This window comes from Chitinophaga sp. 180180018-3 (genome assembly GCF_037893185.1).
Taxonomy (GTDB): Bacteria; Bacteroidota; Bacteroidia; order Chitinophagales; family Chitinophagaceae; genus Chitinophaga.
In genome coordinates this window covers 368,012-390,422 of record NZ_CP140772.1, presented here as the reverse complement: position 1 = coordinate 390,422, position 22,411 = coordinate 368,012, and the positions used below count along the sequence as shown (strand labels likewise).

General features: G+C 46.6%; 18 protein-coding genes. 6 read left to right on the top strand and 12 right to left on the bottom strand.

The genetic code is table 11. The annotated features are described in order from the left end of the window. Positions 1 to 89: 89 nt before the first annotated feature. The 3 genes from UNH61_RS01600 to UNH61_RS01590 all read left to right on the top strand — a co-directional run bounded on the left by UNH61_RS01600 (position 90) and on the right by UNH61_RS01590 (position 4,532). Positions 90 to 2,942 carry a PKD domain-containing protein gene (locus UNH61_RS01600; RefSeq protein ID WP_326990356.1) on the top strand — a complete coding sequence of 951 codons (2,853 nt, stop codon included), beginning with the start codon at positions 90 to 92 and terminating at the stop codon, positions 2,940 to 2,942. Between the two features lie 18 nt (positions 2,943 to 2,960). Then, complete coding sequence (locus tag UNH61_RS01595) at positions 2,961 to 3,992, top strand: PorP/SprF family type IX secretion system membrane protein (RefSeq protein ID WP_326990355.1); 1,032 nt, start codon at positions 2,961 to 2,963, stop codon at positions 3,990 to 3,992. Between the two features lie 243 nt (positions 3,993 to 4,235). Continuing rightward, a complete protein-coding gene (locus UNH61_RS01590) occupies positions 4,236 to 4,532 on the top strand; it encodes a T9SS type A sorting domain-containing protein (protein WP_326990354.1) in 297 nt (98 codons plus the stop codon). Between the two features lie 75 nt (positions 4,533 to 4,607). On the opposite strand, the gene UNH61_RS01585 is transcribed toward UNH61_RS01590, so the two are convergent. Beyond that, positions 4,608 to 5,780 carry a class I SAM-dependent rRNA methyltransferase gene (locus tag UNH61_RS01585; RefSeq protein WP_326990353.1) on the bottom strand — a complete coding sequence of 391 codons (1,173 nt, stop codon included), beginning with the start codon at positions 5,778 to 5,780 and terminating at the stop codon, positions 4,608 to 4,610. Positions 5,781 to 5,963: 183 nt separating this feature from the next. Here UNH61_RS01585 and UNH61_RS01580 point away from each other — a divergent pair, with 183 nt between their 5' ends. The 3 genes from UNH61_RS01580 to UNH61_RS01570 all read left to right on the top strand — a co-directional run bounded on the left by UNH61_RS01580 (position 5,964) and on the right by UNH61_RS01570 (position 8,903). Further along, on the top strand, positions 5,964 to 6,557 hold the full coding sequence (locus UNH61_RS01580) for a nucleotide exchange factor GrpE (protein ID WP_326990352.1): 594 nt from the start codon (positions 5,964 to 5,966) through the stop codon (positions 6,555 to 6,557). A 114-nt stretch (positions 6,558 to 6,671) separates the two neighbouring features. After that, positions 6,672 to 7,838 (top strand): molecular chaperone DnaJ, encoded by a 1,167-nt coding sequence (gene dnaJ, locus UNH61_RS01575; RefSeq protein ID WP_326990351.1) that lies wholly within the window; start codon positions 6,672 to 6,674, stop codon positions 7,836 to 7,838. 123 nt (positions 7,839 to 7,961) lie between these two features. Next, positions 7,962 to 8,903, top strand: coding sequence for a class I SAM-dependent methyltransferase (locus tag UNH61_RS01570; RefSeq protein ID WP_326990350.1), 942 nt, complete (start codon positions 7,962 to 7,964; stop codon positions 8,901 to 8,903). Position 8,904: 1 nt separating this feature from the next. Here the strand turns inward: UNH61_RS01570 and UNH61_RS01565 are convergent, their stop codons facing one another. From UNH61_RS01565 to UNH61_RS01515, 11 genes are all read right to left on the bottom strand, one after another. Further along, entirely contained in the window at positions 8,905 to 10,650 is a 1,746-nt protein-coding gene (locus UNH61_RS01565; RefSeq protein WP_326990349.1) for a von Willebrand factor type A domain-containing protein, read from the bottom strand. A gap of 117 nt (positions 10,651 to 10,767) precedes the next feature. Then, positions 10,768 to 11,304, bottom strand: coding sequence for a hypoxanthine phosphoribosyltransferase (gene hpt, locus UNH61_RS01560; protein WP_326990348.1), 537 nt, complete (start codon positions 11,302 to 11,304; stop codon positions 10,768 to 10,770). A 49-nt stretch (positions 11,305 to 11,353) separates the two neighbouring features. Beyond that, positions 11,354 to 12,802, bottom strand: coding sequence for a glucosaminidase domain-containing protein (locus tag UNH61_RS01555; RefSeq protein WP_326990347.1), 1,449 nt, complete (start codon positions 12,800 to 12,802; stop codon positions 11,354 to 11,356). Between the two features lie 25 nt (positions 12,803 to 12,827). Next, complete coding sequence (locus UNH61_RS01550; protein WP_326990346.1) at positions 12,828 to 13,472, bottom strand: O-methyltransferase; 645 nt, start codon at positions 13,470 to 13,472, stop codon at positions 12,828 to 12,830. Positions 13,473 to 13,637: 165 nt separating this feature from the next. Further along, the gene (locus UNH61_RS01545) at positions 13,638 to 14,336 is read right to left on the bottom strand and encodes a TIGR00730 family Rossman fold protein (RefSeq protein ID WP_326990345.1); all 699 of its coding nucleotides are present in this window, start codon (positions 14,334 to 14,336) and stop codon (positions 13,638 to 13,640) included. A gap of 315 nt (positions 14,337 to 14,651) precedes the next feature. Further along, positions 14,652 to 15,797 (bottom strand): TIGR03364 family FAD-dependent oxidoreductase, encoded by a 1,146-nt coding sequence (locus UNH61_RS01540; RefSeq protein WP_326990344.1) that lies wholly within the window; start codon positions 15,795 to 15,797, stop codon positions 14,652 to 14,654. 21 nt (positions 15,798 to 15,818) lie between these two features. Next, entirely contained in the window at positions 15,819 to 16,496 is a 678-nt protein-coding gene (locus UNH61_RS01535; protein WP_326990343.1) for a phosphonatase-like hydrolase, read from the bottom strand. Between the two features lie 235 nt (positions 16,497 to 16,731). Continuing rightward, positions 16,732 to 17,313 (bottom strand): hypothetical protein, encoded by a 582-nt coding sequence (locus UNH61_RS01530; protein WP_326990342.1) that lies wholly within the window; start codon positions 17,311 to 17,313, stop codon positions 16,732 to 16,734. A 62-nt stretch (positions 17,314 to 17,375) separates the two neighbouring features. Further along, complete coding sequence (locus UNH61_RS01525; protein WP_326996156.1) at positions 17,376 to 17,540, bottom strand: FAD-linked oxidase C-terminal domain-containing protein; 165 nt, start codon at positions 17,538 to 17,540, stop codon at positions 17,376 to 17,378. Positions 17,541 to 17,593: 53 nt separating this feature from the next. Further along, a complete protein-coding gene (locus UNH61_RS01520) occupies positions 17,594 to 18,616 on the bottom strand; it encodes a PorP/SprF family type IX secretion system membrane protein (RefSeq protein WP_326990341.1) in 1,023 nt (340 codons plus the stop codon). Positions 18,617 to 18,622: 6 nt separating this feature from the next. After that, positions 18,623 to 22,333 (bottom strand): PKD domain-containing protein, encoded by a 3,711-nt coding sequence (locus tag UNH61_RS01515; protein WP_326990340.1) that lies wholly within the window; start codon positions 22,331 to 22,333, stop codon positions 18,623 to 18,625. Between the last annotated feature and the right edge of the window lie 78 nt (positions 22,334 to 22,411).

The following is a 22,411-nucleotide window of genomic DNA, read 5'->3' as shown; positions in this document are numbered from 1 at the left end:
AGACAAGAGTCCAGAAAATCAAAAAAATTATATATGTATTTTTTATTAATTTGTGGAACTTTTCTATTAAAGGAAAACCTGTGCACCCTATGAAATACCTACAGGCAAAATGTTTACGGACATTACTGCTATTTATATCCCTTTTACAGGCAGCTGGTCTCTTCGCTCAGAAGGCGGAGTTTACCTACACCACATCACCGGGAACGCTTTGCACGCCAGTAATACTATCATTGAAAAATACCAGCACAGGTACTCCACTCTCCATTAAGTGGGATTTTGGAGATGGAAGAACCTCCACTGATCCCAATCCCCAGGTCACCTACACCAACGGCGGCCCCGTGAAAATTACACTGACAGCCACTTTCAATGTGAACGGTGGCATCATGACCAGTACCTACTGGCGCGATCTGGTAATAGGCAGCATCCCATCCGTGAGCTTCTCTGCCGATATCACCAAAAGCTGTAAGCCATACACTGCTAATTTCACAGACGCCACTCCCGGTGCAACCACGCGCACCTGGGATTTCGGCGATGGCACCGTAGTCACCACCAGCAATGCCTATATACAACATAATTATACCCGGGCCGGGCAATTCGACGTTACACTAACCGTTACTAACAGCAACGGTTGCACGGGGCTATTAAAGAAACCAGCCTACATCGATATTTCCCTGCCGGACATTACCCTCACCTCGCCTCTCTCCGGCTGTGTTCCTTATACGGCCAGCTTTTCCGCTTCTTCAGGCAACAACCTCAATGATCCGGTAACTTCATGGACATGGAATTTCGGCGACGGTAACTCACAGACAACCAATAGTGGCATTGTGAATCACCTTTACACTCAAACAGGCACCTATAGTGTAGGCGTAACAGTTACCACACAGGGACAGTGTACGTTCACAAAAAATTTCGATCGTTACGTGCATACGGGAAATCCGCCTTCCAACGTCAGCTTCAGCGTTTCTCCACCTACTGCCTGCACAGGAGACCCGGTACGCCTGCTGGCCAATGCCTCCTATGCCGATACCTACAACTGGGACTTTGGTGATGGTACTGCCGCAGAAGGGAGCAGTAATGATATCACCCACGCCTTCAATGCTAACGGCACGCTGACGATAAAAATGAAAGCAGGCAGCAATGGCTGCTATACCAATGCGCCGCCGGCTACCGTAACTGTAACCGGACCTGTATCTAAGTTCAGTCTGCAACGGGATTGTACGAATAAAAGTAAATTCACTTTTACGAACCAATCCACCGGAATCAGCGCCAACTCCACTTTTCAATGGGATTTCGGCGATAATTCTCCTGTAGTAAGCACGCGGGATGCAGTGCATAACTACACCGTTCCCGGTAATTATACCGTTCGGCTTACTATCGGGGAAACCGGCAACAACTGCAGCCACAGCAGCTTTCAAACCGTTTACTACTTTGTGGCAGATTTCACCACCGGCGTAAGTGCTATCTGCCGCGGCAGCAAGGCAACCTATGAAGTTCTCAATGTACCTCTCGGGCTGGTGGCTGGCTACACCTGGCAACTGGGCGACGGAACCGTGTACAATACCACCGATCAAACCTATGTAAAAACGTGGACTACCACCGGCACTTTTAACGATCAACTCACCGTACATTATAAAGATCCCGCTTATTGCGACGATGTGGTGTTTAAACGGGCTGATATCAGTATACTCGCGCCGCAGGCCGGGTTCGCCACCAATGGATCTACCTGCGCCGGACAACCGGTCAGCTTTGTCAACAATACCATCACGTCTCCAAATATACCTGTCACCAACTGGTATTGGGATCTGGGTAATGGCCAGAGTACTGCCTCTCAAACACCTCCGGGCATTAGCTACAGTACTTCCGGACCTCAACAGGTAAAACTCGTTGTTACCGACGCCCGCAATTGCAGCGATTCCATTACCCAAACAATTACCATCAATCCAACTCCATTCATAAAAGCCTCCACTCAACAAGCGAAGATCTGCGAAGGCAACAATACAATGTTGCATGCGCTCTCCGATGGAAACGTGCAGTGGCTGACCAGTTCACAGCTCAGCTGCATCTTCTGTAACGATCCGGTAGCTTCACCCGTTGCCAGTACACGCTATTTTGTACAGGCTTCTAACGTATACGGATGTACGGTAAATGATTCTGCCGACATTGCCGTAGTGCCCAAAGTACAGCTCGCTGTTGGCAATGACACGGCAATTTGCGCCGGCTCTTCCGTGCAGCTGAAAGCGAGTGGAGCCGCCATGTACAACTGGACGCCTGCTACCACGCTGAACAACAATACAGCTGCCAATCCTGTTGCTGCACCACCGCAGGATATCACTTACCAGGTTACCGGTACGAATGATGCCATCTGCCCGATGAGTGCCCCTCTTGCCGTTAAAGTATCCATTAAACCAGTGCCGGTGGTAAGTGCCGGAAAAGATCAGACGGTGACAGTAGGAGACTTAGTGCAGCTGACAGCCAGCGGCAGCCCTGATATCACCAGGTGGAAATGGAGTCCGGACGATTATCTCAACAATACCAACTCTCCTTATGCGACTGCTGCCATCCGCCGGCCAATGACATACAGTATCACTGCTACTAACCAATACGGATGTACGAAAACTGCGTTAGTAAATATCGGGCTTGTCTGCAATACTGATGTACTATTTCTACCTAATACCTTCAGCCCTAATGGCGACGGGCAAAATGACATCTTCTATCCCAGGGGCCGTGGTATCAGACAGATCAAGTCTTTCAGGATCTTCAACCGCTGGGGACAGGAAGTATTTCACCGGGAGGGTATCAATATCGATGACATAAGTGCAGGATGGAACGGCAACTTCAATGGTAAACCGCAAAATGCGGATGTGTATATCTATTTCATCGAAGCATATTGCGATACCAACGAATTTTTTCAGCTGAAAGGCAATGTAACATTACTCAGATAATTCTTTAACCTGGCTAACATGAACACCTTATACCGCATATTACTCGTGCTGATCTGCACAACAGGCGCAGAACAACTGTTTGCCCAGGATATACACCTGTCGCAGTTCTACGAAACACCCATCCTCCGGAATCCTGCACTGATAGGAATTTTTAACGGAGATGTACGCGTACAGGCTGTATATCGCAACCAATGGAACAGTGTAACGATTCCGTATCAGACCGGTACCCTCAGTGGTGAAATAAAGTTTCCTGTCGGACGAAGTAATGATTACATCACTACCGGCCTGCAGCTGACATATGACAGGGCGGGTACCTCCAAATTACAATCGACGCAGATATTTCCTGCGATCAACTATCATAAATCTCTTAATGAAGACAAAACCAGTTTTCTTTCCATGGGCTTCATGGGTGGCCTTGTACAGCGTCAGTTTGATCCGACCAACATGACGTTCAATAACCAGTATACAAACGGGCGTTTTGATCCGACAGCAGCTACGGGCGAAGAGGGGAAACTGGCACTGAAAGGATATAGCTATCTGGATGCCGGTGTAGGCCTGAGTTACAACAGTGTGATAGGAGAAGAAGTGAATTACTTCATTGGCGCGGGATATTTTCATTTCAACCGGCCCAAAATCTCCTTTTACAACGATAAGAATATAGAACTCCAGCCCAAGCTCACTTTCAACGCTGGTATTACTATTCCTCTCGAAGAACGTGTAAAGCTGATCGCCCATTACAATCAGCTTCACCAGGGCTCTTACTCCGAATATATTGGCGGAGCCATGATCGGTTACGGCCTGCTCGACCGGGGACTGGAATCTACCAGGGCTATTTATGGCGGCCTTTTCCTGAGATGGAATGATGCAATTATACCTACCGTGAAGATCGATATGGATAAATACGAGATAGGTATGAGTTATGATGCTAATATTTCCAGTCTGCGGACAGCCAGCCAAACATTCGGAGGCTTTGAGATCTCATTGGTTTTCAAAGGGTTTCTCAATAGCAGAAACTCTACGCTGGAGAGCGTTAACTGCCCAAGATTTTAACTAATTGAAAATCAATTAATTAACACCTTCCTACTAAAGCGTTAAAATTTAGATAAAAAATGGAGAAATGCTAACAAAATGACTATTCGTTTGTTATTTTTATGTAGAAGTGTCGGCCTGAACAGCCGTATTAACAAACAAAAATTAGGAAATATTTGAAAAAAATTCTATTTTTATAATACTATGTGGAAAACCTCTACCCTGATTCTCATATTGGTTTTTAGCCTGCTATCTCACATAAGTATGGCTCAAAGCGAAAAATCCCAACCTAATACGGAAGGGGGTAGCAAAATTGTGAAGCTATATCCCAATCCCGCTACTACCACCATTAACTTTGAAATTCAACAACATAATAATAACGATCGCTTATACGATCTTATTGTGTACAATTTCCTGGGAAAAAAAATTGACCAGCTTAAAGGCATCGGTCCGCGTACAACCGTAAATCTCGACAACTACTATAATGGCCTTTATATCTTCCAACTGAGAGATCAGCGGGGGAATCTGATAGAGTCGGGAAAATTTAATGTCGTCCGCTAAGCAATGTCTGGCATCAAAATAAAAAGAAAAGTCACGATGTATGTCGTGACTTTTTCTTTTTTATGACTGTCTTTATCAGGATACTTCTACAATGAGGAACTTGAGATAGGTAGTATTCTCAATATTCCTGAGAATCGGATGATCCTGTGCCTGAGTCTGGAAAGTTACCTGACGTAATCTTTTTTTGGCGTCTCTTGCGGCTGCATCTATCGTTTGCAGGAACAGATCGGGTGAAACGAGGTTGGTACAGGAGGCCGTAACGAGGAAACCTCCTGGTTTCAGGAGTTTCATCCCTCTCAGGTTGATCTCCTTGTAGCCGGTAACTGCCTTCTGGATATTTTCGCGGCTTTTGGTAAATGCCGGCGGGTCTAATATCACCACATCGAATTTCTTTTCCTCCCGCGTCCATTGTTTCAGCTGATCAAAAGCGTTCACTGCCTGGAATTTGCAGATATCCTGCAGGTTATTCAGCTCAGCATTGCGTCTGGCTGTGTTCACCGCCGTTTCAGAAATGTCAAGGCCCAATACGCTTTTAGCGCCATAAAAGCCGGCATGGCAGGAGAATGTACCAGTGTAGCAGAACGATTCCATCACGTCTGCTCCTTTCACAATATTCCGGATCTCGCGGCGATTATCCTGCTGATCGAGGAAATAGCCGGTTTTCTGGCCGTTTACGATATCCACATGGAACTTCAGGCCGTTTTCATTGATAATAATATCAGTATCAAAAGGCTGACTTAAAAAACCTTTCTGCTGGGTCATACCCTCCAGCTCTCTGACCGGCACATCATTCCGTTCATAGATACCTTTGGGGGAAAAGATGCGGTTAATCGCGCTCACAATAGCATCCTTCCACTTTTCCATGCCCAGTGCCAGGGTTTGCAGCACAAAATAGTCGTTGAATTTATCTATCACCAGTGCTGGCATATCATCTGCTTCACCGAATACTAGGCGGCAGTTTTCCACATAGCCCAGCTTCTGGCGGTATTGCCAGCATTTCAGCAGCCGGCGGTAAAAGAATTCTGCATTGATTTCTTCTGATTTGTCGCGAGTCAGCAGGCGGACCAGTATCTGGGATTGCGGGTTGATATACCCACGGCCCAGGAAGAGGCCTTTATGCGTAAATACATCCACGATATCTCCCGGAATCACTTCTCCCTTTATTTCAGCCACCTCATTACCAAAAACCCAGGGATGCCCTACTAATACCCTGTTTTGTATCTGTTTCTTTAAAAAAACTTTTGTCATTTATTGTATTTCGAGCGGCAAAGATAGACAATGACAGCCAGCTTTTGGCCGCCGAAGGAGAAGATCGCTGCATAAATGTGACGAGGTTAGCGGGCAATGAAACGGTTTTCTGTCTTTTTGTCGCCCGGAGCCCTGTTGGCAAAGAAATTGACTGCTTATCAGCGCGGACAATTATTACTTATTATGACAGAAAACGAAAAAGACATGCAGACAAACGGACAGGCTAACGCTGGTAGCGAAAACGAAAAAAGCATGCCAGAGGAAAATATAAGCAATAGTTCAAATACGAATAATACGTCAGATGAAGCTGCAGAAACAGCGCAAGGTGCAGAGTTGGCGAAGAAAGACCAGGAGATTAGCGAGATAAAAGACAAATATCTCAGGTTGCAGGCGGAATTTGACAATTATCGCAAACGTACTGCTAAGGAGCGTTTAGAACTGATGCAAACAGCTGGTAAAGAAGTTATTACATCTTTGCTGGATGTATTGGATGATACTGACAGGGCAGTAAAACAGTTAGAAAACGTTGCTGATGCGCAAGCTGTTAAAGATGGCGTAATGCTGGTTTTCAATAAGCTGAGAAATACCCTGCAAACAAAGGGCCTGAAGCCTATGGAGAGTTTACATGCCTCGTTCGACCCGGATCTGCATGATGCCATTACTGAGATTCCTGCTCCTACCCCGGAATTGGAAGGTAAAGTGGTGGATGTATTGCAACCTGGTTATTACCTGAATGACAAATTGATACGTCATGCTAAGGTAATTGTGGGTAAGTAAGATGACGATGTGGCATAATCACTAATGATTGCCTATGCTAAAAGCTGACGCAAAGCAATATTTTTTACCGAACAAAGGCCGGTGCGTATGCACCGGCATTAAGTGATTTATATAATGTCTACCAAGAGAGATTATTACGAAATACTGGTTGTAACCAAATCGGCCTCCCAGGATGAGATTAAAAAGGCTTACCGCAAGGTAGCGATGCAATATCACCCTGACCGCAACCCGAATAACAAGGAGGCAGAAGAAAAATTCAAAGAGGCAGCTGAAGCCTATGAAGTGTTGAGTGATCCTGATAAAAGGGCGCAATACGACCGTTTCGGACATGCCGGTGTGAATGGCAACCGTGGTGGATTTGGCGGTGGTGGCGGAATGAATATGGACGACATCTTCTCCAACTTCGGTGACATTTTTGGTAACGAAGATATTTTCGGCAGCTTCTTCGGCGGTGGTGGCCGTGGTGGTGGTGGCCGTCGCGGACGTGGTACCCGTGGCTCCAATCTCCGGGTTAAGATCAGGCTCACCTATGAAGAAATAGCCAAAGGTGCCAATAAGAAGATCAAGGTTAAAAAGTATGTGTCCTGCCAGCACTGTGGTGGCCTCGGCGCTAAAGATAAAAACTCATTCCAGTCATGTAATACCTGTGGTGGATCAGGCCAGGTAAGGAAAGTAACGCAAACTTTCCTCGGCCAGATGCAAACAGTTACTACCTGCCCCACCTGTAACGGAGAAGGCCAGATCATCACCAGCAAATGTGGCCACTGTAAAGGAGAAGGCCGCATGTATGGCGAAGAAACTGTCAGCATCGATATCCCGGCAGGCGTACAGGAAGGTATGCAGTTGAGCATGAGTGGCAAGGGCAACGCCGGAGAAAGAGGCGGCGCACCTGGCGACCTGCTCATCCTGATCGAGGAAGAACCGCATCCGGAACTGCAGCGGGATGGCCTCAATGTGGCATATGACCTGTATATCTCCTTCCCGGACGCTGTTTATGGCACTTCGCTGGAAGTACCTACCATCGACGGTAAAGCGAAAATCAAGATCCCGGCCGGAACCCAGAGTGGTAAGATCTTCCGCCTGAAGGGCAAAGGATTCCCGTCTGTTAATTCATATGAAAAAGGCGATCAGCTTATTCAGGTGAATGTATGGACGCCTCAAACACTTAGCCCGGAAGAAAAAGCGATGCTGGATAAATTACAATCTTCCGAAAACTTCAAACCTAATCCTGAGAAATCCGAAAAAGGATTCTTTGAGAAAGTAAGAGATATATTTAGCTAAGCTGAAAGCGTAGCACCCAAAGCTATCGGGGCGATTGAAGAAATGATCATCAGTGGATCCTGCTTTCCTCAATCGCCCCGATAGCTTTTTGTATTATAACTTGTCCCCCGTTTTAAATAAATCATGGATCAGAAATTACAGATGTTCGAAAACCGGTTGACGAAAGTATTCCGGCATATTTCCAAACTGGCCCGGCGGCAGCAGGTTACCTGTTACCGTGTGTATGATGATGATATTCCCGAATTTCCCTTTAGTATAGAGATATATGAAGAATATGTGTATATCGCTGAATACAATCGCCGGCATGGTATGGACGATGAAGCCCATGAAGCCTGGCTGGATAGCTGCCTGGAGCTGATCAGCAGGGTACTGAATGTAGCACCTGATAAGATCTGGGTGAAGCAGCGGCAGCGCAAGGAAAACCGGCAGGGACAGTATGAAAAATTAAGTGCGGAAAGCCATATTATTACCGCGCATGAAGCCGGACTTCAGTTCAAAGTGAACCTCTCGGATTACCTGGATACAGGGCTATTCCTGGATCATCGCATCACACGCAGCATGGTAAGAGAAGAAGCGAAAGATAAAAAGGTATTGAACCTTTTCTGTTACACCGGTTCCTTTTCTGTGTATGCTGCGGCAGGCGGAGCTACTGAAATCACGTCTGTGGACCTCTCAAAAACCTATCTGACATGGGCGGAAGAAAACATGCGGCTGAACGGCTTCGATAATCCGGCCCATACTTTTGTACATGCTGATGTATTGCAGTTCCTCGACACACTGAAGCTGAACACTTACGACCTTGTGATCATGGACCCGCCTACATTTTCCAACAGCAAGCGGATGAAAGAGTTCCTGGATATACAGCGGGATCACGTGACTTTACTCAACAAGGTGCTGCTGGCTACCAAAAAAGATGGGGTGGTATACTTCAGCAATAATTACCGCAGGTTTGTACTGGAAGAAGATAAAATAACGGCAACGTCTATACGGGATATCACTAATCAGACCCTGCCCTTTGATTTCCAACAGAAGATGATCAGAAAGTGTTATCGCCTTACCAAATAGCTTATTTCAGCTGCTTCGATTTACGCACCATCTTTACCATTTTCAGGAATTCCCGGCGATAGCCGCCATTATCGTTGCCCAGGGCATTATGTGCAATTTCCAATACCATATCCACATTGCCCTTGCCACAGTAAGACGATTTTCGCAATAACATGCCGAACAACGCCACTGATGCCGCAAAACGGCAATCAGCCGAGGCTTCATCGAATGGCTGCAGGGTAGTGTTTACCTGGCCTGGCAGTATCTTTATAACGGTATCTTCCGGATCACGGTAAAATACTTTTACCGTTGCCAGCAGAGAATCAGGAAGATGACCTGCCGGCACTATTTCGTATAAAGCCACAGCACAATGTCCGCTGCCTATAATACCGCCGGCATACTCATTCTTCACAGTACTGTCGATCGGTATCACTTTGTTCTCATAACCTATAAGTCTATACGATTTTACATGCCCCGGATTGAATTGTATTTCCGGCTGTACATCGCGGGCTACAGTAAACAGGGTACTGCCGAATTCCCGGGCAAATATCTTGTTAGCTTCTTCCAGATTATCGATATAGGCAAAGTTACCATCGCCTCTGGACGACATAGACTGGAGTTTGGAATCTTTATAATTCTTCATTCCAAACCCAAGACAGGTCAGCAATACGCCGCCTTTCTTCTGTTCCAGGATCAGCTTCTCCATTTCTTCGTCGCTGCTCATGCCTACGTTGAAATCTCCATCCGTAGCCAGTATCACCCGGTTATTTCCGCCAGGAATGAGCTGTTCGCCAGCAATACGGTAAGCCATTTTAATGGCCGCTTCTCCGGCAGTAGGCCCGCCAGCATTGAGGTTATCGATGGCATTGAGAATCGTTTCTTTCTGGTTGCCGGACGTAGCAGGCAATGCCAGCACAGGCTCGCCGGCGTAAGCCACTATGGCTACTTTATCGATCGGGCGCAGGTTATTGACCAGTATTCGAAAAGCAGCCTGTAACAGCGGTAATTTGTTTGAAGCACCCATAGAGCCGGAAACATCTGTCAGGAAAACCAGGTTACTCGGAGGAAAACTGTCTGTTTCCAACGCACGTGCCTTCACAGCGAGTTGCAACAGCCGATGGGAGGTATCCCAGGGGCAGGTCATGTAGTAGCTATATAAGGCAAGCGTATTACCCGGAGGGGGTAAAGGAAAATCATAGTGAAAGTAGTTCACCATTTCTTCTATGCGAACAGCGTCTACGGGCACTTTCTCTTTCAGGCGCAGAAAGCGGCGGATATTGCTATATGCGGCCCTGTCTACATCAATCGCAAACGTAGAAACAGGATGACTTCCGGCACGCACGAATTTATTTTCGTAAGTAGCGCCATAAGTTTCATTATAGAAAGAATGCGTGCCCATGCTTACATTACCGTAGTTGGGATTGCTACTATGCAGCATCTTGGCTCTGGCCTTGGCCAGGACAACAGGATCAATATCAGTACGTATAGGCGATAGCGTTATTACCAGTCTCTCATTCTTATTCACCGCAAGCTGTTTTGGCTGATAACCGTTGCGGGAAAACAACAGCGTGGCCGTGGCCTTGGGGATTTCTACTTTAAAAAGACCGAAAGCGTTTGTGACTACATTGGTTGTGTCATCCATCACCTTCACTGTCACTCCGGAAACGGGATGGTGAGTAATGCTGTCTTCCACTGCTCCCGATACCTGGATTGTTTGCGCCTGCAGCCCTCCACCCCAGCAAATTAAGAGTAAAAGGTACTTGAGCATGGAAGTAAATTACACAATTTCGGGGACAATTCTAACAAGTTGTCCTGTAACAGGAAAGACGCAAAGGGCTCTATCATCCACCCTTTGCGTCTTTCACAATTATTTACCGACCGTGTACTACTCCACCAGTTGATATATTTCCGGAAGATTGCGGCCAAGCCCATCATAATCGAGGCCATAACCCAACAGAAATTTATCGGGTACAGAAAAGCCCAGATAATCTATCCTGATGGGGAATACCATTGCATCGGGCTTGGTAAGCAGGGATGCTACCAGCAATTTCTTTGGTTGCTGATGCTCCAGTTGTGGCAGGAACTGGCTGAGGGTCTTGCCGGTATCCACAATATCTTCCAGGATCACCACTGTACGCCCGAACAGGTCTTCATCCAGGCCGATTGCCTGTACCACATTGCCGGTTGACTTAGTTCCCTTATAGGAAGCCAGTTTAATGAATGAGATCTCTGCGTCGATATTGAGATGTTTAAAAATATCTGCGGCAAACATAAAGGAGCCATTCAGGATGGCGATAAACAGCGGGCGTTCGTTTTTCAAATCGCTGCTGATTTGTTCTGCCATCTCTTTAATACGTTGCTGCAATTCAACGGCACCGATATAGGGCTGAAACTGCTTGTCGTGTACCTTGATCACTGACATAATACTACTACATTTCCATATTTAACAATCATAAGCGAAAAAAGATCGCTTATTTATTCACGAGCAGCCGCTGACCGATTTTGATATCAGCGCTCTGCAAATTATTCCATTCCTGTAATTGCGAAACTGTCTGATTGTACATTTTAGCAATACCGTAAAGCGTTTCTTTGGGCTGCACATTGTGGTATACAACGCCGGATTTCTGTGTAGCAGCGGGTTTAGGCGGTGCAGGCACTGATTGGGTAGCAGGCATGGAGGCTTTAGGGGCCGGGCTGGTGGTTACCTGCCCGTTCTTTTTCAGATCCTCGATCATGGCCACGGGTACGCCGCCCTGCTGCGCCGGAGCGGGATTAGTATTGGGAGCCGGTATTGCAGCACCACCGCCGGTATTTTTTGCCACTTCTTCTTTGATCCCATCCAGGGCCTTCCGCGGAGAAAAGTCTTCCGGTGGTTCCTGGTCTTCTTCCTTCAGTACGCGGGTATTTTTTGCCAGGCGGGGCGCAGCATTGGCAAAGCCGTCGAGCGTGAGGCGCTGACCTGCAGCGGGTTCCTCTCCTTCATTCATCTTGTTGCGGCGGCGGAGCCATCTGAGCTGTATTCCTTCTGCCTGGGCGATATCGTGCATAGACTCGCCGCTGGCCACACTATGAAACTGCTTCCCACCGCGTTTTCCTTTCTTCTGCAGGAAGAGAACGATGTCTTTAGCAGGGGGATTATCATTTTCCAGGTCGTTGAAGCGTACCAGTTTACGCAGGCGCATACGCTGTTGGTCGGCCAGTTGTATCAGTGAGGTACCAGCCTTCACATACACCGCTTTGCGGCCGTTGATCTCAAATACCCCTTTAGGATAATTTACTGCCGTCTGCCGGAGATTGTTGTGGTGATTCCTTCTTTCATTAACCGGGCGGGGTGTCTCTCTTTCTGTTACTTCGGCATATAGTGTTTTATCCGTACCTGCACCATGATCGGAAGGATCTTTTCCCATAGCGATCATCGTATATTGCTGCAGGTTATAGTCTTCAATCACTTTGATCAGCTGCTGCGAATAAGTTCTGTTAGTAGCATATCCGGCCTGTTTCAATCCAAATGCCCAGGATTTATAGTCGTCTCCATCGAACCTGAAGAGAAAAGCATAACGGGGGTTCGCACGCAGAAAATCTGAGTGATCCCGGTAGGAATCGCGGGCATTTTCATATACCCGGAAGCATTCCTGTGCTGCATCATCATCATATTTGATGGTTTTACCATTCCAATTGTTTTTACATTTAATACCGAAATGGTTATTGGATTGTAAACACAGTGTTCCGTTGCCGGACTGCGTCTCCACGATGCCCTGCGCCAGTTTGATAGCGGCAGGCACGCCGGTACGGCGCATTTCCTCAATGGCTAAGTTTTTATAGGTGTCGATGTATTGCTGCGTGGTCATGTTCTGAGCGCGCAATACGGTAACGAAGCCAATAAGAAAACTAACTATCACTAAGAATTTTCTTACTTGCATGTATGTTAGGATTTAATGGGCAATTTTATTTCTTCCTGATGATCAGCAAACCATCACGGATAGTGAGCAATACCTGTTCCCCCCTGTCGTCGGCCAGTACTTTTTCGCAGAAGCTGACCATCGCCTTTGCCTGCCGGCCCTGTTCATTTGCAGGTGCCAGCACCTGGCCATGATACAACACATTATCAGCGAGGATAATTCCACCAGGGCGAAGTTTCTCCCAAACCAGGTCGTAGTAATGTTCGTAACCGGTTTTATCAGCGTCGATAAATACCAGGTCAAATGTTTCATCAAGTTGTTGGATGATATCCGCGGCCTTGCCGATATGCATGTGGATTTTATCTGCATTTCCGCTTGCCTGGAAATACTGCAGACAACTTGTTTCGAGCTCTTCGTTGATGTCGATGGTATGTAAGATGCCATCTGCGGCGAGTCCTTCAGCGAGGCAAATAGCGGAATATCCTGTATAGGTGCCCAGTTCCAGGATGCGGCGAGGCCGGATCATATGACTCACCATGCTCAGGAACCGTCCCTGCACCTGTCCGCTCAGCATATGCGGTAATTCCACTTTCAAATGCGTCTCCCTGTTCAGTTTATACAGCAGATCGCTCTCCCTGCTGGTATATTTCTCTGAATAGGCTTCCACTGCTGCCGGTATGAGCTCCATCATATTAAAATTTCTGCAAAGCTAAGGAAAAAGCATTTAGCTTTTAGCCTTCAGCCACCGGGTATCCTAAGGTTCCGGCTGCTGACGACTAAAAGCCAAAGCGCTATATCATATATTCTTAAACGTTATCCCGGGGGATTTATTCTCTCAGTAACGGATAGCTGATGATTAGAAATTCGGTCTGAGTTTATTTGTTGTATAGAATACGCGGAAGTATTCCACCACTTCATCGGCAGTATCGAAGAGTTGCAGGAGATCGAGATCCTGCGGGTTAATATTATGTTCCTTTTCCATCATTACAGTACGGAGCCAGTTCAGGAGGCCACTCCAGTATTCGCGTCCCACAAGTACCATCGGGGTTTCTTCCATTTTACGGGTCTGGATCAGAGTAGCCACTTCAAAAAACTCATCCATGGTACCAAAACCGCCGGGCATCATGATGAAGCCCTGTGAATATTTGGTGAACATTACTTTACGAACGAAGAAGTAATCGAAGTTCAGGCTGTTTTCCTGGTCGATATAGTTATTGGGCCGTTGTTCGTGGGGCAGGGTAATATTGGCGCCTACAGATTTTCCATGCGCTGCCTGGGCGCCTTTGTTGGCTGCTTCCATGACTCCGGGGCCGCCACCGGTGATGATACCAAATCCTTCTTCCGCAAGTTTGGAAGCGATTTCCTGGGCCAGGTCGTAGTAACGGTTACCCGGCTTTGTACGGGCGGAACCAAAAATAGAAATACAGGGGCCGATTTTTGCCAGCTTTTCAAACCCGTCAACGAACTCAGCCATGATTTTGAATATCTGCCAGCTGGAATGTGCTCTTGTCTCTGTCCAATCTCTTTCTTTAAGATTCTTTATACTACTGTTCATGCGATTACTTTTTTATTGCTCCGTTTACCCGGAACACTCTAATTTATGTAATAATTGGTTTACAGGAACAGCTTTGGGCACAAAAAAGCAGGTGACTATAAAGAAACCTGCTTTACATTTAACACGTTATGAACGTGCAGCGTTGTCAAAGACATCGCTGCAGAAACGTTGCTAATGCTGGCCAAAAAACGTAAATCATGTTGAAAACTGTTCTAAATAGAATTGGAATATTCGTTAACAGGTTTTCTCATAACGCTTAACTGGCAATTAATTTATCAATAATTTGAGCAATAACCTAATTTAAATTTATCGAGGTTACGCAAAGGTAGCCGGGTTGTTCACCACTTCTTCTGCGAGGCCGAAAGACAATGTCATTCCAGCTCCACCGAGGCCATTCACGATAGTTACTCCTTTCTCCGGTGAAAATACGAGGTCGGTTTTACCGTTGGTAAGCTTGGGATAAATGCCATGCCATTGCTCCTGTATGGTGTATTCCGGTGCCTGCAGGAAGGTGTGCATGTATTTCAAAATAAGGTTGTTGATGAAGGTTTTATCAAACGGTTCGAAGTCCGGACCATATTCATGCGAGTCACCAATAGTCAGCTCTCCCACTCCATTCTGCGACACCAGCAGGTGTATGCCCCATTTCACATATTCCGGCATTTCAGCGGCAAAGCGCTCTTTCAGTGGCTCCAACGTTTTACAGCTCTCAAAAGCGGCATAGTGACCGAGCGTAAGACCGGCGCAAAGAGCGGGGCCCAACTGCCAGTTACCCGGCTGTGGGATGGTACGCATCATCTGCAGTTTGCACTTTTTCAGCGGAGCAGCTGCAAACTCAGCAGGGTAAAGCGTTTCAAAGTCAGCGCCACTGCATACATATACCTCATCCACTTTCCATTTTTCATCTTTGGTTTCTATGTAAGGCATGCTAATGCCATTTACAGCAGTACCAAAACGCACTGTTACATTCATTTTCTCTTCGAGGTGCTTTGCAATAACGGCGCTGGCTACACGTGGATTCACGGTCATTTCAGTAGGGCTCCACAAGGCGCCTTGTAACCCGGCAGTTTTCACTGCCTGTGTGTATTTACCCAGCTGTCCGGGCGTCAGCAGATCACATGCATACCCGTTTCCCGCAGCAGCAGCTGCAAATTCTTCCAGTACGGCCATTTCATCTGCGTGATAAGCAAGATGGATAGAACCTGTTTCCTGACATTGCAAGCCTGTAAGTGCTGCAAGTTCTTTCCAGGTGCGACGGCTACGCATGGCTCGGTCATACATTTTCCCTGCAGTTTGCCCGATCGGCCATACCAGTCCGAAATTGCGGATAGAAGCGCTGATAGCTTTGCTGTTGCGCTCAAATAAAACGACTTTCCTTCCTTTGGATGCCAGGTGCCACGACATGGCCAACCCAACGATACCGGCTCCAATCACCGCTACCTCTGCCTGTTGCTGTTGCATGATATGTAAAGTAAAATGTGATTAAATGATTGAAAGTATTTCTTCCAGAGAGGCTACCAGATGTGTATAGGGACCTTTTTCCAACTCTTCCCTGGAATAAGCGCCTGTGGTAACCCCAATCACATACCGGCAACCCGCATTGGTACCTTCTTCCAGATCGGAAATGGTATCACCGGTTTTGGCCACCGACTGTATACCGCGTATTTCCAGTTCTTCCATAATGCGATAGATCATATACGGGTAAGGACGTCCGAAAGCCACTACATCGCTGGTGGCCACCGCATCAATCAACCCTTTCTGTCTCCAGCCTACCCTCTCAAGAATCACATCTGTAATATCTTTATCAAAACCGGTATCCAGTGCCACTTTGATACCTCTTTCCTTCAATTGAGCAAATACACGGGATACGCCTTCTTTCTCCCTGACTGCCGGATGCGTAGCATAATGCGCTTTCATATCTTCCACAAAACGGGTATGCAACTTATTGATAAAAGTTTCATCACTATATCTGCTATCGCCCTGCTGTTCCAGCAGATAACGGATCGCATACGGTTTCGCATATCCCATTACCTCGTTCACCTGTTCCAGCGTAACAGACACTCCTGCCAGCCGGATAGCTTCCTGCAGTACCTTTGCAACATTGGATTCATCATGCAAAGTAGTACCTGCAATGTCAAAAACAACTAACTGTATTCCCATCTTTTCCGGTTATTATTAATTCGCAGCAAAGATAGAGAGTATGTAAAACAATGTTTAGCATTTATAAACATTTAACAAGAGGATAATATAGAGATGAATGAAGAACAGGGAATAAAAAATTAAGAATGAAAGCGGAGATAGTAGCGAATTTGATATTCGCGTTTACTATCTCCGCTTTCATTCTTAATTTTTTATTCCCTGTTCTTCATTTCCCCCGCTCAGGAGAAATTATTGCTTAGAACCCCAGTCCTGCTCCTACACGATATATCAGATTATTCCGGTAAGGGGAACGGTTATCCTGAAGTACATCATACATAATAGAAATACCGATTCCCACGCGGCCGCCAACACCCTGGGTATAACCTGCTCCAACAAGAAGGCTGGGCACACCGTAGTTGGTTTTATAGGTTTGCTTATCGCTGGTTTGATAGTAAGTGGTAGACTGGTTAACGAAGTTATACTCAGGCTGGATGTGAACAAAAAGAACTGGTATCGGATACACCCGGCCCCAGACACCGCCACCGAAGATGGTGTATTTATCGCGCTGAAGGGTGTTACCATTATAGTCCCTGGAGCGGAACTGGCCATATTGGGCGTTGACGTTGATACCGGCCGCCAGGTAATCGTTGAAGCGATAACCTATCAGCGGAGAAACCTCTACATTGGTATAGTCTCCAAACACCATCCCCAGGGAGCCGCCCAACACCAGCCGGGAACGGTCGAATCCTTTATGGGAAAGCGTGTCCGTTTTATAATACTGGGCCTGCGTCAGTTGCGCAGCGGCCAGGAAGAAAATACATATCAGTAAACGTTTCATGATCACATTTATTAATTAATGTTTAACTAAACACCAGGATAAAAGTTTAACAATCAAATATCTTACTCCTGTTTAAGATATTTTTCCGGATCAAATATCCGCTTTATTTGCTTTATAAGTTGCATGAATGTGCGATTGAAGATGATATCCATACGGCTCTTCTGCACCAACCCAATACCATACGCTCCGGAGATAGTGCCGCTCAGGGTTTCCATCAGCTGAAATATTTCATGTATACCTTTCGTGAGGGTACCGTTTAACTATAGCTATATACTCCCGGTTAAAAAGACGGGCAGATGGTAGACCTCTTAGCGTTATTGAATGTACGGTTGCTATAGAGGCCGGTGTAAACTATTCCGATTTCATAGGCGCCCCTACGGCCATTGAAAGTAGATAAACTGGAGGTAGTTACGTCATAGTTAAACATCATCTTGATATTGCTGATCTGGTAACCTACCAGGAAAATAGCAGCATCATTAGCCCTGTAATAGAGTCCTCCAAAAAGCTGTTGCGCACCGTCGCCCGACAAATTATAGGCGGCATTAGCTCCCAGCATCAGTTCTCTTGCACCCACCTGTGTAGAATAGTAAGCGGACGGATTAAGGATGACCTTATCGCTCATTTTGATACTGGCATTCAGGAATCCTATGTAACGGCGGGGTACCACATTATTCCCTGTATAAAAGGTTTCGCGGGGAGTGTTGATATGCTGTACAGAAAATCCAACATTCACGTAGATATTTTCAGTAGGAAAATAGGCGTAGTTAAGTCCTGCCTGCAGATCAAAGTAGTTAATACTCGTTTGCGTAATAGGTTCTCCGGTAGGGATCTGAGCGTCAAAAAACTTTCCATTCCATTGATCCCCGAAAGTAAGTTTGGTAATATCCACCCGTTTGCCGGCAGATCCGATATTAAAACCGGCCGACAGCAAGCTGCTGAAGCCCAGCAACTGGTGATAGGCTATAGACGCATATCCTTTGGTGGAAGTAAGGTTGCCGGCACCAGCCACATCACGGAGTATCACGCCTCCAATACCCACCCAGCCATATTCCAGCTTGTCGCGGAACAGCTGAAAATCTCCGTAAGCCGACATGGTCTTATAAGGCACCGGAATACTGGCCCATTGATCGCGGAAGTTAATACCAAGACGGTAATTCCCGTCGGGAATAAAGCCTGTATTGGCAGGGTTAGTGGTTAACGGCGAATTGAAGAACTGCGAAAAGTGAAGGTCCTGACCGTAACTTCCCACTGCCACCATCAGCATTATTGCCAAACATACCGGTAATTTAACGATCTGATTCATAGTTCATCATCTTAACAAGGTTACACTTCCTGATCTGCTGCCCTTGGTACCATCTGTAAATTCAAGGTTCACAATATAAGCATACGCATCCATCGGCTGGAGATTACCTTTAAATCTGCCATCCCATCCTACAAGCGGATCCGAACTTTCGAAGACCAGCTGGCCCCAGCGATTAAATATTTTAAGGTTGAATTTAACTGCACCAAATGCTTTAACATAAAAAACATTATTCTTTCCACTGGGTGCAAAAGCATTGGGCACATCAAACAAAGGCACCACAATAGAGCTCACCTGTTTACATTCCGTTGACGAACATCCTTCTTTATTAAAGGATGTCAGACATACGTTATAGGTACCGGTTCTCAGGTACTGGTGAACGGGATTCACTGCGGAGGTGGTATCGCCATCCCCGAAGTTCCAGAGATAATGATCCGCATACAGGGTATTATTGGTGAACGTCACCGGTACGTTTTCTATCGGCTTAAGTGGCTGGTAAGAAAAGTCGGTCTTAGGCGGATCCACTACTGTTACCTGTTTGATGATAGAATCTTTTTTGTTACAGGTATTAGGATCAAGCGCCAGCAATTTAATATCAAAAGTTCCGGACTTCTGGAATGTATGCACCGGGTAAGGGTCTGATGAAGTAGTGCCATCGTCGCCGAACTTCCAGGTAAACGATTCGCCGCCCAGGGTAGTGTTATCCATTTGCACCTGCGTACCAACACACAACGGGCTTGGCACATTAAAAGATGCTACCACATTGATGGCTACACGCAAAGGTTTGGTAAGCGTTTGTGGCGCGTTACAATAATTAGTATCTATCAATGTAAGCGTGGCGTTATATACACCAGCGTTTTTGTAATAGTGATAAAGTGGGAATTGTTTGACTCCCACATAAACCGGAGGCGTACCATCACCGAAGTCTAATATAAACGAACTATCGCGGAACGGATCAGTGGCAGTAGAAGCATTGGTAAATTGATACTTCAGGCTGTCGCAGGGATCTACTCTCTTTGCATCAAAGTCAAGGGTAGCTCTGTTATCTCCCAGCTTCAGGGTGATATAAGCGGTATCTGAATAGTTACAGCTGGCAGGATCTATTTTAACCAACCGTACTTTAAAGAGCCCTGTTTTTTTGTAGGTGTGCTTTACCGTGTCGAGTTCCGGTCCACCTTTCAGTGTAGTATTATCGTCTTCGAAATACCACTCGTATGTTTTACCAGGCACCAGCGTAGTATCCACAAATGTCACCTCATCCGGAACGCAATAGTTGTTACGGCGGTCGAGGGTTTTAATTCCAGCCTTGATACCATCCAGGTTAAAAGCAATTTTCAGTGCACCAAAATTACAGCCCGGAGGTGGTGTACTTGAATAGGCGCCGGGAGTAGTGGGATAAGTAGGCTTAAATCCACTGGCACTTACATCGCACCAGGCACATATGCCCTGGTAGATGATGCCATTTCTATCGAAGCGGCTGGTACCTCCATCCACGTGCTCATACAATCCACGCCCACCGAAGTAACTGGCATAGAGCGGTCCCTGTGAAGGACTTACCCGGATAGCATCTCTCTGTAACACGTAAAAATAAAAGTCCATCCCGTCGGTAGTACGCTGCAGGGCGTCGGGTGTGGTAGTCAGGCCGTAGGTATCGGAGTTGGGATAGTGCAGCTGTACGTTAATACCGCCGCCCCAGCCAGACACATATACATTCTCACACCGGTCTACCAGGAATGCCGTAGGTGAAAGATTGGGGACACTTGTAAGATTCCTTGATCTGCCAAAGGTGGTAGAATAGACGAATTTCGTGAGGTCGGGTGTCAGCTTGGAGATGAACTGCAATCCATTTTCGTTATAAAAATCGGCGCCGGTTGAAACAATGGGCCAGGCGCCTTCTGTAGTTCCCATTACATAAACGAACCCGTTTTTATCGAGTTGTATACCATAAATCTGATCTGCCGCCGCGTTGTCGGAACCCAGGTAAGTGCTTTGAATAATCTTTGTGCCGTCATTTGAAAGATGTGCAATAAACCCATCACAGATCCCGCCTCTGTAAGCGCTATAGAGACCGCCGGCTACGCCGGGGAAATCGGAGCTGCCGGTACCTCCTGCTACATAGAGCGTATTCATTCCATTCAGCGCAATTACATAAGCAGCATCGTCGCCGCTTCCACCGAGATAGGAAGCCCATACCAATGCGGAGCATTGGGGATTGATTTTCATAATAACGCCATCCTGCCCATCTTTCTTAGCCCCCTGAAACACGCCCGGAGTAACCGGAAAATCAGTTGAGCGGGTACAGCTGGCCACATAAATATAACCAGCCCCATCTATAACCACTTCACTTCGCGCATCGTCGCCATAGTTACGCAGCAGGGAGTTACCACCTGCACGCCTGTCGGCCGTAATATTTACGCCATCATCGGCCGTTCCGGCAATGATCATGGAGCCGATAAAAGCAGAACCGGTAGGATTTAATTTGGTGATGGCAATATCCCATCCGCCTCGTTTTCCGACCACTGTTGTAGCCGGATAGTTATTGGAAGTAGTTCTGCCGGATATGATCAGATCGCCGGCCGGATCAACGAACAGGCTATGTGGCTGCTCCAGTCCGTTGCCTCCGATATAGGTAGCATAGATCAGTTTTGTTCCGGAGGGATTGAATTTTGAAATACCTATGTCAAAGTCGGAGCCACCTACGGTACCACCGAAAGAGCTTTGTACCACACCTGGTGTGGTAGGATAACCCGGACCAAATACGATACCACCGCCATAGAAGTTGCCCGCTGCATCATAGGTGGCTGTAAAGCCCCAGTTGTCGGCGCGGGAACCGGAAACAGTGGAGAAAACATAAATAGGATCGATCACCAGCGGGTAAGCGGGATCGTATTTTCCTGAAACATTAAAGCCGAGTTTAGTGCCATTCAGCCGGTAAGTCACTTTTACGGATACACGTTCGTTGTTGATATACTGGTAGGCATACGGCAGCTGTTCAATTACATCATCCACGCTGGTGTGGATATACAGCTGTCCTTTCTTCAGTTCCATGCCGGTAGTGCCGTTATACTGCATCTGTATCTGACCGGGATCGGCGCCGGGATGAATGATCAGATCGTATTTCAGGCGGGATGCTTCAGAATAAACATGTGCATCTATACCCGGATAGATGTTGCTATAATTGATGCCCTGAAATGATTTTACGTTAGATGCCCACTTGCTGGGATCGTTCCCTATCAGGTAGTTCGCCACAGCTTCCTGCGCTTTTTCAGGTGCAATTTCCGCATTAGGATTGGCTCCCAGGAAATCAACGGTATATGCATGGCCCTTTACAGGAGGAGGGGTGCCCGGCCTGGTTGGAGGGGTGGTGCCACTGCCACCACCATCACTGCCGCCGCCCGGTACCGGTTCTTCAGCTTTAAACCCTTTTATCGGAACCACGTGAGAGGAAGAATCAGTGGCATGTGCGTGACCATGAACAAAATCATTCAGTTGGTAAAGATCTTTTGTATTATAAACCAGGAAGGTAAATCCTGTTTTTCTGAGAAAAACTGTTGCAGCATCCATACTTGCCCGGTATACAATATCCTGGTTCCACTGTCCTTTGTTTTCAGTAAAGTTCAACGGTGTATAATTTACACGTTGCTGTGCCCGGGCTGAAAGTCCTGGTAGTAAAAAGAAAACAATCAATCCAATAATGCCGGTCGGGAAGGTAAATTTCAACGGGATTAGATTTATTTTAAACTGAATAACTAATATAATACTATAAACGCAGAAGCCTGGCAATTTGTTACGGTCGGG